Genomic DNA, 16097 nt, shown 5'->3' with positions numbered 1-16097 from the left:
TTCATCCCCCTTTTCTATTTCCCTTCAGCAATAAGTACTACATCGTCAACATTTTTTTCCGGACGAATAATTGTTCCATCTTCAATAACCATTTCCGATCCAACAATTGCCCTTTCAATCACAACATTTTTGCCAATCTTCGCTCCTGGCATAACGACAGAATCAATAACCATACTACCTTCTTCCACCGTCACCCCTTGGAATAATACAGAATGCTTCACGTCCCCTTCGATGACGCATCCTTCGTTAATAAGTGATTCTTCTACTCTTGCCTTTTCAGCAATATATTGAGGCGGTTCGTTTGGATTAACAGAATAAATACGCCAGTCACGGTCGTTTAAATTCAGTGATGTTTCATCGCGCAGTAAATCCATATTCGCTTCCCATAAGCTCTTCACTGTACCAACATCTTTCCAATATCCTTCAAACGGATACGCCATTAGCTTCTTCCCTTCATCTAATAAAAGCGGAAGCACATCTTTTCCGAAATCATTACTAGATTCAGGGTTTCTTGCATCCATTTCTAAATACTCTTTCAAAATCGCCCAGTTAAAAATATAAATTCCCATTGATGCAAGATTACTTCTTGGAAATTGCGGTTTCTCCTCAAATTCAACAATCTCCATCTCTTCGTTCGTATTCATAATGCCAAAGCGACTCGCCTCATCCCATGGCACTTCAATAACAGAAATGGAAACGTCTGCTTCTTTCTCAATATGGTAATCTAGCATTTTACTGTAATCCATTTTATAAATATGGTCACCTGATAAAATGAGAACATACTCTGGTTCATATTGACTTAAATAGTTTAAGTTTTGATAAATGGCACTTGCCGTACCTGTGTACCACTTCACACCCGAAGACTCCGCATAAGGAGGTAATACTGTGACTCCACCGCTTACTCGATCTAAATCCCACGCATTGCCGATTCCGATATAATTATGAAGTTCTAGCGGTTGATATTGCGTTAAAATCCCAACCGTTTCAATACCAGAATTCGCGCAGTTACTTAGCGTAAAATCAATAATGCGATATTTACCACCAAATGGAACAGCTGGCTTGGCTAAATTTTTTGTTAATGCACTTAATCGACTACCTTTTCCCCCTGCTAGTAACATTGCTACGCACTTTTGTTTTTGAGCCATCTTGTTTTTTGCTCCCCTTTCTCGTCTTCACTGGTCGTAATATGGATACGCCAAATGGTGGAATTGTAATTTCTACATGTGCTGCTTGATTATGAAACGGTTCTTGAATCGCCTTCAGACGTTTCTTATTTACTTGCCCTGATCCGCCATATTGCTCAGCATCACTGTTTAAAATCTCGTTATAATACTCAAAATCTGGTACACCTACTTTATAGTTTTCATATGTAGCTTTCGTAAAATTACATACGACAACTAACGCATCTTCTTGTTTATCCCCTTGGCGGATAAAAGAGAAAATACTTTGCTCATTATTATTAGCATCAATCCACTGAAAACCTTCAGGCGAATGATCAAGCTGCCAAAGTGGTTTGGAGCGCTTATACAATGCTATGAGCTCTTTAAAGTAATCATGCATATAACGATGCATTTCAAAATCATGTAAATTCCAATCTAAATCTTCAAGGTCTTTCCACTCATCAAACTGCCCGAATTCTCCTCCCATGAAAAGTAATTTCTTTCCTGGGTGAGTAAAGAAATATCCATATAATAAACGAAGTTGAGCAAACTTATCCCAGTAGTCTCCTGGCATTTTATTTAATAACGACTTTTTCCCATGAACGACTTCATCATGAGAAAGCGGTAATATGAAATTTTCAGAGTAAGCATATAGTAAAGAGAACGTCATTTTATCATGAATATATTTTCTGTACTCTGGCGCACATTCCATATATTTCAGCACGTCATTCATCCAGCCCATATTCCATTTGTAATTGAATCCAAGCCCACCTTCATACGTTGGAGCTGTTACAAGTGGCCAAGCTGTTGAATCCTCTGCTGTCATAAGAAAATCTTCATCCTCTGCAAACACAGCTTCATTTAACTCTCGTAAAAATGAAACAGCGTGCTCATTACTTTGCTCTTGTCCTTCTTTATTCCAGTACAGCATGTTTGCAACTGCATCCACCCTGAAACCATCAATGTGGAAATATCTCATCCAAAATAACGCATTTGAAATTAAGAAATTACGTACTTCCCTCTTTCCTAAATCAAAGTTAACAGTTCCCCATACTGGATTTTCTTGCACATCTTTATCTTTATATTCATAAGTCGGTGTCCCATCAAACAAATATAAACCGTGAGCATCTTTACAAAAATGCCCCGGCACCCAATCTAAAATGACACCGATTCCATATTTATGACATTCATCGACAAAATACATCAAATCATGTGGCGTGCCGAATCTACTCGTTGCTGCATAATATCCCGTTCCTTGATATCCCCAAGAACGATCATATGGATGCTCAACAAGCGGCATAATTTCAATATGTGTAAATTGATGTTCCACCACATAAGGAATGAGTTCTTCTGCCATTTCCCTGTAAGAGTACAGTGTTCCATCTTCTTTCTTTTTCCAAGAACCGAAATGTAATTCATAAACTGTCATCGCTTCTTTATAAACCGATTTTTTCTTTTTCTTACGACTCCAGTTTTTATCATTCCATTCGTATCCCTTTATATCAAAAACTACAGATGCCGTATTCGGTCTTACTTCTGCATACACAGCATACGGATCTGCCTTGAGAATGACATCACCAGCCATCGTTTCAATCGCATATTTATATATTTCTTTTTCTTCAATATGCGGTATAAATAGGGACCAAATTCCCTCTTCTGTCACTTGTAGCATCTTATGTTGCTCATAATCCCATTCATTAAAATCTCCAACAACACTCATTGCTTTCGCATGAGGAGCCCATACTGTAAATCGTACACCTCGCATCTCATCTTCCGTCACAATATGTGCGCCAAAGATGTTATAACTGTCATAGTACTTTTCTGTATGAAACTCATCTCGTTTCACTTCTTCACAATTTATTACACTCAATATGCTCACCTCACTAAGATGACAGAATTTTTTTATACTTTACCAATTCTGCGAAAAACTGAAATATCCTTGTTAATTTATAAAAAACATACGTTTTTTTCTTAAAAATGTTGAATTTTTTTCACATTTCTATTTAAAATATCGAATTTTGACGAATATTCATTGAAAACGCTTTATTTTTTACTAACTTTTCATCTTACTATTTATTTCTCAACATTTATTTTATTAGTTTTATCCCCTTTTTCATGCTATTTTCCACTTGAAATCGCAACAAAATAATCTACCATAAAAAAATGTTTCTCAACATTTTTCGTCACAATTGTATTGAAATGGAAAATTGATAAGCATATACTTGTTCTCAATAAAGAACAGCAACTTTTCGTAACTATAATTCATAGTGGACTACTATGTTTACTTATTTATCCTTGTTACGAGCAGTCGCTATAAAAATTTAATTAGGGGGCTTTCTTATGTCATTAAAACAAAAGGTTGGAATGGGAGTTGTCACCGCAACGCTCGGCTTATCCCTTACATTCGGCGGTGTATTCGCCTACTTCAGTGATTCTGAAACATCTAGTAACTCATTTCAAGCTGGAACACTAGACCTTTCTATTAATCCAAGTGTAATCGTTGATGTGAAAGATTTAAAGCCAGGTGACTTTATTGAAAAAAATTTCACGCTTGAAAATAAAGGGTCATTGGATATTGCAAAAGTAGCACTTGAAACATCCTATGAAGTTACAGATGCAAAGAAAAATAATGATGGTGAAGATTTAGGCGATCACATCATCGTCAAATTTTTAGTGAATGATGGAAAGCCATCTAATCCAAACGATGATCATGAAATTTTGTGGGAAACAAAACTATCAGAATTAAAAACTATGAAACCTGAGGATGTGGCTACTTCTTTAGAACGTCATAACTTAATAGACGGTATTAAATCTGGTGAAACAGATTATTTACACGTGCTCTTCTCCTTTGAAGACAACGAACAAGATCAAAATAAATTCCAGGGTGATTCCTTACAGCTAAACTGGACATTCCATGCAGAGCAAACACCAGGCACGGAGAAATAAATTTTAAAATATAAATTATCGGAGGCTTATACATGAAAAAGAAAAATCGTTTTGTTACCGGAATTGTAACGGCTGGCGTTCTATTTTCAACTGCCCTTCCGTTCAATGTACTTGCTGAAAATCCTATTAACCAAATTGACTCTTCAAACGCCCAGTCTTTACTATCAAAACTTTCTAAAGAACAGCGTCAGGCATTACAAACGTTAGATGCTAACCCTGGTTTTACTATCTCGCCAGATATTAATACAAGTAGTTCTGAACCAGTAAATATCATTGTAGAATTTCAAACGGCTCCAGTAAAGATTAATGAATTAAAACAAAAAGAAAAAGGATTACAAGCTGCTCCTGAAAATATAAAAGCGCGTATTGATCAAGAACATGAGGAATTTCAAAAAGGACTAAAACGCCTTTATCAATTTAGCCCATCAGTAAAGTCAGGGAATTTCCAGTCTGTACAAATTAAACGTTCTTATAAACATGCGATAAATGGTGTTGCGCTGACGTTACCTGCAAATACAGTAGAAGAATTGTTACGAATTGGCGTTGTAAAGCGTATTTGGAAAGATTATGAAGTGAAACTAAATTTACCAAAACAAGCAGAGCAGAAAGCACCTCAAAAACTAACAGATAGTATTCCGCAAATTGGGGTCGATAAGTTACATAGCGAAGGCATTACCGGAAAAGGAATTAAAGTTGGTGTATTAGATACAGGTATTGATTACAATCATCCTGACCTAAAAGACGTGTATAAGGGCTATCGCGCAAAACCTGGCGAAGACTCTAGCAAGGTAGATCCAAACTCAGTAAAAGGTTGGGACTTTATTAATAACGATGCAGATCCGATGGAAACAACTTATACAGAGTGGCAACAATCTGGCGCTCCTGAATTTGATGATCGTGGCTCTTCCTTCTACACCGCGCATGGTACTCACGTAGCAGGTATCGTTTCTGCGCAAAAGAAAAACACATCAGATTCCGCAGTAAAAGGTGTTGCACCTGACATTGAACTGTATAACTATCGTGTACTCGGTCCATACGGAAGTGGCGATAGTTCTGGTATTATTGCTGCAATCGATAAATCTATTTCTGACGGCATGAATGTTATTAACTTATCGTTAGGTGACGATAGCAACAATCCGCTTGATCCTACTTCTATCGCTGTCAATAACGCGATGCTTTCCGGTGTTGTTACAGTCGTTGCTGCTGGAAACTCTGGTCCAAATCCAGCGACACTCGGATCACCAGGTGCTTCTCCATTTGCGATTACGGTCGGCGCAAGTGATAGCTCTATTTCCTTACCGAAACTATCAGGTCATGCTGGGCAATTACAATTTCCTAACCTAATTTTATTCGGCAAAAACTTTACTGATAAAATAGAAGATTTCAAGGGGCAAACTTTACCTATTGAATCTGTAGGAATTGGTACGCCTGACGAGTTTAGTAAAAAAGATGTAAAAGGAAAAATCGCTCTCGTTGCACGCGGTACACTGTCATTTGATGAAAAAATTGCGAATGCAAAACAAGCTGGTGCAAAAGCCGTTATTATTTATAACAATGTGGACGGAGAAATTCCTTTCTACGTTGGCGAAAGTACAAAATACATTCCCGCATTCCGCCTAACGAAAGAAGACGGTGAAAAACTAAAAGCTCAAATCGAACAAGGTAATACATCCTTTACCTTTGACGAACTTAGTTATATTCAAACAGAAGGCGATCATCTTGCAGACTTTAGCTCACGCGGTCCTGTTACATCAAATGATGATATTAAACCAGATATTACAGCGCCTGGTGTTGCTGTACTTTCAACAGTACCTGAATATATTAACGACCCACAAGAGGGCGAAAACTATGACGTTTCCTACGAGCGTATGCAAGGAACATCTATGGCTTCTCCTCATATCGCGGGCGTTGCTGCTCTTATTTTACAAGAACACCCAGACTACTCTCCATTCGATGTAAAGGCGTCTCTTATGAACACAGCTGATGATTTAAAAGAAAAGTATTCCGTATATGAAGTTGGAGCTGGACGAGTAGATGCGTACAACGCTGTTCATACGGAAACTAGTTTTAAAGTGCTAGATACAACAAAAACAGTTGTAAATGATGAAGTAATTGAAGTCCCTGAAGAAACTGGATCCATTGCATTCGGGAAGTTCTATCAAAAAGACGGTGAAGCTCTTGAACAAAAACGAAATATAAAAGTGGAAAACCATAATAAACAAGAGAAAAAAGAATTTAAAACAGAAATTTCTTATACACCAGCATCTTCTTCTATTAACGACGCTACCGCAAACGGTGTAAAAGTTTCTGTTCCAGAAACAATTACACTTGATGCTGGCAAATCAGGTGTAATTGAAGCAAAAATTAATGTTCCAGCCGGTGTAAAACAAGGCCGATATGAAGGATATATTCATATTACAAATACGAAAAATAAAGAAGAAACGTACCAAATTCCGTTCTCTATTCGTGTATCAGAACCTGGTATTGAAAATGCAATATTATCAAGAAAAGCTATTTCAACTGATACATCAAAGTTTAATCCATATGGTGAATCATATGTTCACGGGGCATTCCAATTAAATAGCGAACTTGAAACGTTAGACCTTATCGTGAAAGATTCGAAAACAAATAAAGCACTCGGCTTCATTGGAACGTTAAACACGAGTGGCCTAAAAACGGATGTGTATTACTACTTAGAATCCTTCTTTAACGGAAAAGTGTATCCTTTTACAAATGATCCTGCAAAACCAATTGGTGATGTGAAAATCAACTTACCAGAAGGAGACTACACAATTGAGTTTGTTGGCTATGATAAAGCTGGAAAAGCACGTGTGAAAGGTGATTATGTCGTAATTGATAATACACCACCAGAAGTGAAATTAACTGGATTAAAACCTGGTATTTATGAATTAAATGAAGAAAATTATACAGTAGAAGATGGTAAAAAAGCGTTATGGATTAAAGGAAATGTGTATGATTCAAACGTTGACTACTTAAAAGGAAAAGGGTTAAACATTACGCAAGAAGCGAATGGCGTTATGTATTATGACTATTCTCCATACTTGCATAAGTTTTTACCTATTAATGCAAACGGAGACTTTAAAGTTGGCATTACTCCTGAATCCTTTAAAGTGGAAGGTCCAATGAACACAGGCGTATATATTTTCGATTATGCAACTGCAGGTCCTGACTATCCAAGCGGTGTAAATAATTATTGGTTTATCCCGCAAGGAGCTCAATATGCAAAGGCTAGTTATGATAAAAAAGAAGTATATAAAGGGGACGAGTTCACAGTAACCCTAAACGCGAAACACGTAAAACAATTCGTTGCTGGAGAATTTAACGTAAAATTCCTAGAAAAGAACTTCAAATTTGCAAATGCGAAATTGAATCCTGCTTTTGAAAAACTTCTTTCTGAAAAAGGGGTAACAGCAAAAGTAAATGAACCGAAACTAGAAGCAGGCTCTGTTACAGTTGGCGGTGCTATCGATGACAAAAACTTCACTGGATTAGATGGTGATTTCCCGTTCATTGATGTAACGTTCAAAGTAGAAAACGATGAGTTTTATGAAGCAAATGCTCAATTAGAGTCACCAGTGTTTGTATACTGGAAGCCAGGAGAAACAGAGCCAAATAGAATGCGCGTCCTTCAAGATCAATCATTCTCAGTAATGTCCTTAAACTCACTAGTAGAAGGAAATATTAAGCCTGGTGCATTCTTAAATGAACGTGGATATTTAGATGAGAAATTCGATTATACAAAGCTTGGCGTAAAAGTATATGCAACAGATTCTTACCGTCATAAGTTTGAAGGCTCACTAGATAAATACGGATACTTCAAACTAAATGGACTTCCTGTTAATAAACGCGACTACAACTTATACGTAGAGGTTCCAGGGCATTTAACAAGCCGACTAACAACGAAACTTGGTACTGAAAAAGACGGTAAGCTACTTGGCCAATATTATTATGCACACCTTGATGAAAACCTTGCCGGTGATGTAAATGGCGATAAAGTAATTGATATAAAAGATGCTGAAATTATCGCTAGCAACTATGGTAAAAAAGGAGTATCTGTGAAAGACGGTGACCTAAATAAAGATGGTATTGTTGACGAAAAAGATATTCGCTTCGTTGAAAAGAACTTCTTGAAGAAAGGTCCTGATGCATCTAAATCACAAACACCTGTTGAAAAATCAAAAAGCGGTACACTGGCAGATATTTTAAAGAAATTGGGATTAACGCCTAAAAAATGATAATAATAAAGAGCACTCTACGCAAAGTAGAGTGCTCTTTTCTATAAACGACCCTGATCCAGCAAAAGGGGTATATTGGGGGTATACAAGGGAAACCGGAAAAGGAATTTATATTAAATTATATATAAATCCAGAAGTAAGAAGTAGTTCCCCACTTCTGGATTATTTAGCAATTATTATTATAGTACTGGTGCCATTGTTTCTTTTAATACTTTTACAGAATGAGCAAATTTCGCTTTTTCATCCTCATTTAACTCAAGCTCTACGATTTCACGTACACCTTCACGGTTAATTACAGCTGGAACACCTACGTAAGCATCTTTCTCACCGTATTGACCTTCAAGGTATGCAGATACAGTTAATACGCTGTTCTCGTTGTTTAAGATTGCTTTAGTTACACGAAGTAGTGACATACCGATTCCGTAATAAGTTGCACCTTTACGCTCGATGATATGGTAAGCTGCATCACGTACGTTTTCGAAGATTTTGTCTAAGTCTTCCTGTTTGTACTGTTCGTTGTTAGCTAAGATTGTTTCTAGTTTTTGTACACCGATAGTAGCGTGACTCCATACTGGAAGTTCAGTGTCACCGTGTTCACCAACGATGTAAGCATGAACGTTACGTGGATCTACATCCAAGTAGTCACCTAACATGTAACGGAAACGAGCAGAGTCTAAAGTAGTACCAGAACCAATTACGCGCTCTTTTGGTAAACCAGATTCTTTCCAAGTTACGTAAGTTAAAATGTCAACTGGGTTAGTTGCGATTAAGAAGATTCCATCAAATCCGCTATCCATAATACCGCGAACGATTTGTTTAAAGATCTTTGTATTTTTCTCAACTAAGTCTAAACGAGTTTCACCTGGCTTTTGTGGTAATCCAGCAGTGATGACTACTAAATCTGCATCTTTACAATCTGCATAGCTACCGCTCCAAACTTTTGTTGGTGATGGAGAGAATGGTACCGCATGGCTTAAGTCCATTGCTTCCCCTTCTGCTTTTGCTTCATTAACATCTACTAATACGAATTCTTCAGCTACGCCTTGGTTGATCATTGAGTAAGCGTAACTACAACCTACAGCTCCTGTTCCTACTAATACTACGCGATTGATACCTTTTTTCATGGTAATTTCCCCTCTCTATTGTTCACATCTATTTTTTATGATTGTTTAAGTAATTAATTAAAATACTAATTTAATGTTGTTTAACTTCTTTACACTCATATTGTAGCACGTATCATTGTGAATTACTTCACAAATTATGACCTATTTGTGAACTTTTTCACATAAAGTGTAAAGTTATTGGAATAGGTGTGGAATCCATTTCAATGGAGGCGTTTTCTTTAGATTGTGAAAGGGATTTTCTTGTGGTTTTGTCGGTAAGTGAAATTATATCGGCGTTTTTTAGAATATATCGACTGTAACTCCAAATATATCACCGATTATTGAAATTTATCGACCGTAACTCAAATTATATCGGCGATTTTTGCAATATATCGACTTACCGACAAAACTCGACAATAATGACAACATAAAAAAGCTGTCTCCAGTAGATCACCTCTACTTAGAGACAGCTTCTTCTATATATTATTTATTTTCCGCGGTAGCTCCTAACACAGCAGCCTTTACGTAATTTTGACCATTTAACTTCTGTAAATCCGCAGCGGTTCCTGTTACAACTACTCCAATAACTTTTACATCTTCCTCGCTTGGCTTTGTTTTCTTCCCTCTTAAGTAATCATATATACGTTTATATTCCTCATAATACTTTCCCTTTTGCTCAATCCCATTTTGAATTGCTAAAAGAAAATCTTTTTCTGTTCCATTTCCAAATTCAATATCACCTTGTTTTGCTTTAAAGCCGTACACATTATAAGCACTTTCGGTCATATCATCAATAGAATATGATTTTTTATCATCATACGTATCTACCCAATACCAAACAGGATGAATCCCTTCTGGCAGCATCTTTTTTATTTCAGACACCTTATGTGGTTTATCAAAAGATATAGCCAATTCAGCTACTTTATTTTCACCCTTCACTTTCTCTATATCATTTATATAACTATTATATGAAGCAAATGGAAGATAAAACTGCATCTCTCTTTCCATCGTTTGATTATTATACAATTCACTTGTTTTATTAATACGTTCATTTCCCACTACAACATTATCTGCTATTGTTAATGGGTTTACATTTGATAATCGGCGGAATGTATTCCAAACTTTATACTCATACACTTCATCTTCCCACTTAACAGGTTTCCCCTCAATAACTTTATACGTTTTATACTCTACTGTGCTTTTAAATAAACCGTTTGAAGTAATTGCTACGCCTCTTTCCGTATTAGGCCTTGTAATATGTCTTATCATATTTACGTCACGATCCATGGCTAGATAAGCTCTATTATTCAATTGTGAAATTCCTATAATAGAACCGAAGAATAAAACAATAAAAAGTGCAATTGAAATTACGATTATTTTTAATAATTGTCTTCGCTTCGCCTTCTTCAACATTGTTGATACTTTACTTGAATCTATATCAAAATCAAACTCATCTCTGCCCATCTTCAAACCTCCCATACAGCTTTTTAAACTCATTCCGAGCCCTATATAAAGAAACACGTACTGTCTCTTCTTTCATCTCTAATACGGTTGCTATTTCCTTATATGAGAGTTCATAGTCATACTTTAATAAAAGAATATGTTTATATACTGGATTCATCTTTCCAAGTATGCTTTGTATTTCTACTTGAAGCTCTTTCCTTAAAAGCGGTTCATCTAATCCTTTTGATCCGATTAATTGAACAGATTCAATTGGAATTTCTTCAATACGCTTTTGCCTTCTTGCTACATCACGATGCCTATTAATCGCAACTTGAAATAACCATGTTTTTATATACTTAATTTTCATATTCGGTACAGATACTAACGCTTTATGTATCGTATCTTGAACGATATCCTCTGCTTCTGCTGGTGTTACTCCAATTTTAAGCAAGTATCTATAAATGCTTCTAGATGATTCTATAATGACTTTTTCATACTCCACCGCCCTCTCCTTTCTATTAGTTTAGACGATCTAAATAGAAAAAAGTATACAAGAAATCTATAAAAAAAAGCAGACTATCCAAAGTCCACTTTTACACAACAAAAAAGAGATAGCAGATTATGCTATCTCTTTTAATATGACCCGTACGGGATTCGAACCCGTGTTACCGCCGTGAAAGGGCGGTGTCTTAACCACTTGACCAACGGGCCAATTACTGGCAGAGAAGAAGGGATTCGAACCCTCGCACCGCGTTCGCGATCTACTCCCTTAGCAGGGGAGCCCCTTGAGCCACTTGGGTACTTCTCTATAAATATGGCTCCGCAGGTAGGACTCGAACCTACGACCGATCGGTTAACAGCCGATAGCTCTACCACTGAGCTACTGCGGAACAATTATGGTGGGCCTAAATGGACTCGAACCATCGACCTCACGCTTATCAGGCGTGCGCTCTAACCAGCTGAGCTATAGGCCCATAATTGAAAAGCGGGTGAAGAGAATCGAACTCTCGACCAGAGCTTGGAAGGCTCTTGTTTTACCACTAAACTACACCCGCATTAAATTGTAAATGGTGAGCCATGAAGGACTCGAACCTTCGACCCTCTGATTAAAAGTCAGATGCTCTACCAACTGAGCTAATGGCTCATTTTGAAAGTGGTGCCGGCTAGAGGACTTGAACCCCCAACCTACTGATTACAAGTCAGTTGCTCTACCAATTGAGCTAAGCCGGCTTGCGACTTCAAAATGGTGGCTCGGGACGGAATCGAACCGCCGACACGAGGATTTTCAGTCCTCTGCTCTACCGACTGAGCTACCGAGCCTTTATGTAAAAATGGCGGTCCCGACCGGGGTCGAACCGGCGATCTCCTGCGTGACAGGCAGGCATGTTAACCACTACACCACGGGACCTTGGTTGCGGGGACAGGATTTGAACCTGCGACCTTCGGGTTATGAGCCCGACGAGCTACCAGACTGCTCCACCCCGCGACGATAAAATATTTAATTAAGAAAAAATGGAGGAGGTAGAGGGATTCGAACCCCCGCGCGACTCTCGCCGCCTGTCGGTTTTCAAGACCGATCCCTTCAGCCGAACTTGGGTATACCTCCGAGATATAAACTTCTAATGGTGGACCTTGTAGGACTCGAACCTACGACCGGACGGTTATGAGCCGTCTGCTCTAACCAGCTGAGCTAAAGGTCCTTTATGGTAGCGGCGGAGGGGATCGAACCCCCGACCTCACGGGTATGAACCGTACGCTCTAGCCAGCTGAGCTACACCGCCATAAATGATATTAAAATAAGTGGAGCCTAGCGGGATCGAACCGCTGACCTCCTGCGTGCAAGGCAGGCGCTCTCCCAGCTGAGCTAAGGCCCCATGTTTTTTGGGAATATCGGGAAGACAGGATTTGAACCTGCGACCCCCTGGTCCCAAACCAGGTGCTCTACCAAGCTGAGCCACTTCCCGTTAATAAAAGCGCGCCCGAGAGGAGTCGAACCCCTAACCTCTTGATCCGTAGTCAAACGCTCTATCCAATTGAGCTACGGGCGCATATGGTGCCGAGGGCGGGGGTCGAACCCGCACGGTGGTCACCCACCGCAGGATTTTAAGTCCTGTGCGTCTGCCTGTTCCGCCACCCCGGCATGTCATATTGAAAATTGGAGCGGAAGACGGGATTCGAACCCGCGACCCCAACCTTGGCAAGGTTGTATTCTACCACTGAACTACTTCCGCAAGACATGTATGAGTTATTTAATTAAAAGTGCGGGTGAAGGGAGTCGAACCCCCACGCCAAAGGCGCCAGATCCTAAGTCTGGTGCGTCTGCCAATTCCGCCACACCCGCATATTAATTTATTTAAGAAAAATGGGGCGACTGATGGGAATCGAACCCACGAATGCCGGAGCCACAATCCGGTGCGTTAACCACTTCGCCACAACCGCCATGATTTCTGGTGCCGACTAGAGGACTTGAACCCCCAACCTACTGATTACAAGTCAGTTGCTCTACCAATTGAGCTAAGTCGGCTAAATGGTGGAGGATGACGGGATCGAACCGCCGACCCCCTGCTTGTAAGGCAGGTGCTCTCCCAGCTGAGCTAATCCTCCATTTGCCTGGCAACGTCCTACTCTCACAGGGACAAGGTCCCAACTACCATCGGCGCTAGAGAGCTTAACTTCCGTGTTCGGTATGGGAACGGGTGTGACCTCTCTGCCATCATTACCAGACTGTATTCATTTAAGACAAGAATTATTGTAACTTATTTAACTTTGAAAGTCAACAAGTTTTTTATATTCTTTCAAAACTAGATAACATTTGCTACATATTATATGGTTAAGTCCTCGATCTATTAGTATTCGTCAGCTCCACATGTCACCATGCTTCCACCTCGAACCTATCAACCTGATCATCTTTCAGGGATCTTACTAGCTTACGCTATGGGAAATCTCATCTTGAGGGGGGCTTCATGCTTAGATGCTTTCAGCACTTATCCCTTCCGCACATAGCTACCCAGCTATGCCCTTGGCAGAACAACTGGTACACCAGCGGTGCGTCCATCCCGGTCCTCTCGTACTAAGGACAGCTCCTCTCAAATTTCCTACGCCCACGACGGATAGGGACCGAACTGTCTCACGACGTTCTGAACCCAGCTCGCGTACCGCTTTAATGGGCGAACAGCCCAACCCTTGGGACCGACTACAGCCCCAGGATGCGATGAGCCGACATCGAGGTGCCAAACCTCCCCGTCGATGTGGACTCTTGGGGGAGATAAGCCTGTTATCCCCGGGGTAGCTTTTATCCGTTGAGCGATGGCCCTTCCATGCGGAACCACCGGATCACTAAGCCCGACTTTCGTCCCTGCTCGACTTGTAGGTCTCGCAGTCAAGCTCCCTTATGCCTTTGCACTCTACGAATGATTTCCAACCATTCTGAGGGAACCTTTGGGCGCCTCCGTTACACTTTAGGAGGCGACCGCCCCAGTCAAACTGCCCACCTGACACTGTCTCCCGGGTCGATAAGACCCGTAGGTTAGAATTTCAATACAGTCAGGGCGGTATCCCACCAGCGCCTCCACCGAAGCTAGCGCTCCGGTTTCAAAGGCTCCCGCCTATCCTGTACAAACTGTACCAAAATTCAATATCAGGCTACAGTAAAGCTCCACGGGGTCTTTCCGTCCTGTCGCGGGTAACCTGCATCTTCACAGGTACTATAATTTCACCGAGTCTCTGGTTGAGACAGTGCCCAAATCGTTACACCTTTCGTGCGGGTCGGAACTTACCCGACAAGGAATTTCGCTACCTTAGGACCGTTATAGTTACGGCCGCCGTTTACTGGGGCTTCAGTTCAGAGCTTCGCTTATGCTAACCCCTCTCCTTAACCTTCCAGCACCGGGCAGGTGTCACCCCCTATACTTCGCCTTACGGCTTCGCAGAGAGCTGTGTTTTTGCTAAACAGTCGCTTGGGCCTATTCACTGCGGCTTTCCGTTAAGAAAGCACCCCTTCTCCCGAAGTTACGGGGTCATTTTGCCGAGTTCCTTAACCAGAGTTCTCTCGCACACCTTAGGATTCTCTCCTCGCCTACCTGTGTCGGTTTGCGGTACAGGCACCTTTTATCTCGCTAGAAGCTTTTCTTGGCAGCGGGGAATCAAAGACTTCGCTCCATAAGGAGCTTCCCCATCACAGCTCAGCCTTCACGATAAGCGGATTTGCCTACTTATCAGCCTAACTGCTTGGACGTGCACAACCAATCGCACGCTTCTTCTATCCTTCTGCGTCCCTCCATTGCTCAAACGATAAAGAGGTGGTACAGGAATATCAACCTGTTGTCCATCGCCTACGCCTGTCGGCCTCGGCTTAGGTCCTGACTAACCCTGAGCGGACGAGCCTTCCTCAGGAAACCTTAGGCATTCGGTGGACGGGATTCTCACCCGTCTTTCGCTACTCATACCGGCATTCTCACTTCTAAGCACTCCACCAGTCCTTCCGGTCTGACTTCACTGTCCTTAGAACGCTCCCCTACCACTGATACCATTCGGTATCAATCCGCAGCTTCGGTGGTGTATTTAGCCCCGGTACATTTTCGGCGCAGAGTCACTCGACTAGTGAGCTATTACGCACTCTTTAAATGGTGGCTGCTTCTAAGCCAACATCCTAGTTGTCTAAGCAACTCCACATCCTTTTCCACTTAATACACACTTTGGGACCTTAGCTGGCGGTCTGGGCTGTTTCCCTTTTGACTACGGATCTTATCACTCGCAGTCTGACTCCTAAGGATAAGTCATTGGCATTCGGAGTTTGACTGAATTCGGTAATCCGATGAGGACCCCTAGTCCAATCAGTGCTCTACCTCCAAGACTCTTACACTTAAGGCTAGCCCTAAAGCTATTTCGGGGAGAACCAGCTATCTCCAGGTTCGATTGGAATTTCTCCGCTACCCACACCTCATCCCCGCACTTTTCAACGTGCGTGGGTTCGGGCCTCCATTCAGTGTTACCTGAACTTCACCCTGGACATGGGTAGATCACCTGGTTTCGGGTCTACGACCACGTACTAAACGCCCTATTCAGACTCGCTTTCGCTGCGGCTCCGCCTCTTCAGCTTAACCTCGCACGGGATCGTAACTCGCCGGTTCATTCTACAAAAGGCACGCCATCACCCGTTAATGGGCTCTGACTATTTGTAGGCACACGGT

At 40.8% G+C, this 16097-nt stretch carries 7 protein-coding genes, 22 tRNA genes and 2 rRNA genes (1 of these 31 cut by a window edge); 2 read left to right on the top strand and 29 right to left on the bottom strand.

Going from position 1 to position 16097, the window contains the following annotated elements; all coding sequences use genetic code 11:
* Positions 1-14 precede the first annotated feature (14 nt).
* Both glgC and glgB read right to left on the bottom strand, forming a co-directional pair.
* Positions 15-1145, bottom strand: a complete 1131-nt coding sequence (gene glgC / locus QCI73_RS03180) for a glucose-1-phosphate adenylyltransferase (protein WP_000057612.1) — start codon at positions 1143-1145, stop codon at positions 15-17.
* Positions 1093-3030 carry a 1,4-alpha-glucan branching protein GlgB gene (gene glgB, locus QCI73_RS03175; protein WP_353822485.1) on the bottom strand — a complete coding sequence of 646 codons (1938 nt, stop codon included), beginning with the start codon at positions 3028-3030 and terminating at the stop codon, positions 1093-1095. Before glgB ends, glgC begins: the two co-directional genes overlap by 53 nt.
* 470 nt (positions 3031-3500) lie before the next feature.
* Between glgB and QCI73_RS03170 the strand changes: the two genes are divergently transcribed.
* Positions 3501-4106, top strand: a complete 606-nt coding sequence (locus QCI73_RS03170; RefSeq protein ID WP_029440288.1) for a CalY family protein — start codon at positions 3501-3503, stop codon at positions 4104-4106.
* Positions 4107-4138: 32 nt separating this feature from the next.
* Positions 4139-8362, top strand: coding sequence for a S8 family serine peptidase (locus tag QCI73_RS03165; protein ID WP_353822484.1), 4224 nt, complete (start codon positions 4139-4141; stop codon positions 8360-8362).
* A 179-nt stretch (positions 8363-8541) separates the two neighbouring features.
* On the opposite strand, the gene QCI73_RS03160 is transcribed toward QCI73_RS03165, so the two are convergent.
* The 27 genes from QCI73_RS03160 to QCI73_RS03030 form a co-directional block, all read right to left on the bottom strand.
* Positions 8542-9486 carry an L-lactate dehydrogenase gene (locus tag QCI73_RS03160; protein ID WP_000715338.1) on the bottom strand — a complete coding sequence of 315 codons (945 nt, stop codon included), beginning with the start codon at positions 9484-9486 and terminating at the stop codon, positions 8542-8544.
* A gap of 462 nt (positions 9487-9948) precedes the next feature.
* Complete coding sequence (locus tag QCI73_RS03155) at positions 9949-10929, bottom strand: anti sigma factor C-terminal domain-containing protein (RefSeq protein ID WP_000532178.1); 981 nt, start codon at positions 10927-10929, stop codon at positions 9949-9951.
* On the bottom strand, positions 10916-11410 hold the full coding sequence (locus QCI73_RS03150) for an RNA polymerase sigma factor (RefSeq protein WP_327922252.1): 495 nt from the start codon (positions 11408-11410) through the stop codon (positions 10916-10918). The genes QCI73_RS03155 and QCI73_RS03150 overlap by 14 nt, the downstream gene beginning before the upstream one ends.
* Before the next feature lie 137 nt (positions 11411-11547).
* Positions 11548-11619 (bottom strand) — tRNA-Glu (locus tag QCI73_RS03145).
* Between the two features lie 6 nt (positions 11620-11625).
* Positions 11626-11716, bottom strand: a tRNA-Ser gene (locus tag QCI73_RS03140).
* Between the two features lie 7 nt (positions 11717-11723).
* Positions 11724-11798 (bottom strand) — tRNA-Asn (locus QCI73_RS03135).
* A gap of 7 nt (positions 11799-11805) precedes the next feature.
* Positions 11806-11882 (bottom strand) — tRNA-Ile (locus QCI73_RS03130).
* 10 nt (positions 11883-11892) lie between these two features.
* Positions 11893-11963: transfer RNA gene (locus tag QCI73_RS03125), tRNA-Gly, on the bottom strand.
* Positions 11964-11976: 13 nt separating this feature from the next.
* A tRNA-Lys gene (locus QCI73_RS03120) sits at positions 11977-12052 on the bottom strand.
* 10 nt (positions 12053-12062) lie between these two features.
* Positions 12063-12138, bottom strand: a tRNA-Thr gene (locus QCI73_RS03115).
* 14 nt (positions 12139-12152) lie between these two features.
* Positions 12153-12228: transfer RNA gene (locus tag QCI73_RS03110), tRNA-Phe, on the bottom strand.
* Positions 12229-12240: 12 nt separating this feature from the next.
* A tRNA-Asp gene (locus QCI73_RS03105) sits at positions 12241-12316 on the bottom strand.
* Position 12317: 1 nt separating this feature from the next.
* Positions 12318-12394, bottom strand: a tRNA-Met gene (locus QCI73_RS03100).
* A gap of 27 nt (positions 12395-12421) precedes the next feature.
* Positions 12422-12514: transfer RNA gene (locus QCI73_RS03095), tRNA-Ser, on the bottom strand.
* Between the two features lie 17 nt (positions 12515-12531).
* A tRNA-Ile gene (locus QCI73_RS03090) sits at positions 12532-12608 on the bottom strand.
* A 4-nt stretch (positions 12609-12612) separates the two neighbouring features.
* Positions 12613-12689 (bottom strand) — tRNA-Met (locus QCI73_RS03085).
* A 20-nt stretch (positions 12690-12709) separates the two neighbouring features.
* Positions 12710-12782, bottom strand: a tRNA-Ala gene (locus tag QCI73_RS03080).
* 16 nt (positions 12783-12798) lie between these two features.
* A tRNA-Pro gene (locus QCI73_RS03075) sits at positions 12799-12872 on the bottom strand.
* A 10-nt stretch (positions 12873-12882) separates the two neighbouring features.
* A tRNA-Arg gene (locus tag QCI73_RS03070) sits at positions 12883-12956 on the bottom strand.
* Positions 12957-12959: 3 nt separating this feature from the next.
* Positions 12960-13048, bottom strand: a tRNA-Leu gene (locus QCI73_RS03065).
* A gap of 16 nt (positions 13049-13064) precedes the next feature.
* Positions 13065-13139: transfer RNA gene (locus QCI73_RS03060), tRNA-Gly, on the bottom strand.
* Positions 13140-13168: 29 nt separating this feature from the next.
* Positions 13169-13249, bottom strand: a tRNA-Leu gene (locus QCI73_RS03055).
* 22 nt (positions 13250-13271) lie between these two features.
* Positions 13272-13347 (bottom strand) — tRNA-His (locus QCI73_RS03050).
* Positions 13348-13356: 9 nt separating this feature from the next.
* Positions 13357-13432 (bottom strand) — tRNA-Thr (locus QCI73_RS03045).
* A 4-nt stretch (positions 13433-13436) separates the two neighbouring features.
* A tRNA-Val gene (locus QCI73_RS03040) sits at positions 13437-13512 on the bottom strand.
* A gap of 4 nt (positions 13513-13516) precedes the next feature.
* Positions 13517-13632 (bottom strand): 5S ribosomal RNA (rrf, locus tag QCI73_RS03035).
* A 102-nt stretch (positions 13633-13734) separates the two neighbouring features.
* A 23S ribosomal RNA gene (locus QCI73_RS03030) occupies positions 13735-16097 on the bottom strand (it continues 560 nt past the right edge of the window).

Origin of the sequence: Bacillus cereus group sp. MG16, assembly GCF_040459875.1 — a bacterium.
GTDB lineage: Bacteria > Bacillota > Bacilli > Bacillales > Bacillaceae_G > Bacillus_A > Bacillus_A paranthracis.
This window is presented reverse-complemented; position numbering and strand designations above follow the sequence as displayed.

Bases quoted from the DNA above. Each gene is read 5' to 3' on its own strand.
- QCI73_RS03155 (WP_000532178.1), bottom strand. From the start codon at position 10,929: ATGGGCAGAGATGAGTTTGATTTTGATATAGATTCAAGTAAAGTATCA.
- QCI73_RS03170 (WP_029440288.1), top strand. From the start codon at position 3,501: ATGTCATTAAAACAAAAGGTTGGAATGGGAGTTGTCACCGCAACGCTC.
- QCI73_RS03165 (WP_353822484.1), top strand. From the start codon at position 4,139: ATGAAAAAGAAAAATCGTTTTGTTACCGGAATTGTAACGGCTGGCGTT.
- glgC (WP_000057612.1), bottom strand. From the start codon at position 1,145: ATGGCTCAAAAACAAAAGTGCGTAGCAATGTTACTAGCAGGGGGAAAA.
- QCI73_RS03160 (WP_000715338.1), bottom strand. From the start codon at position 9,486: ATGAAAAAAGGTATCAATCGCGTAGTATTAGTAGGAACAGGAGCTGTA.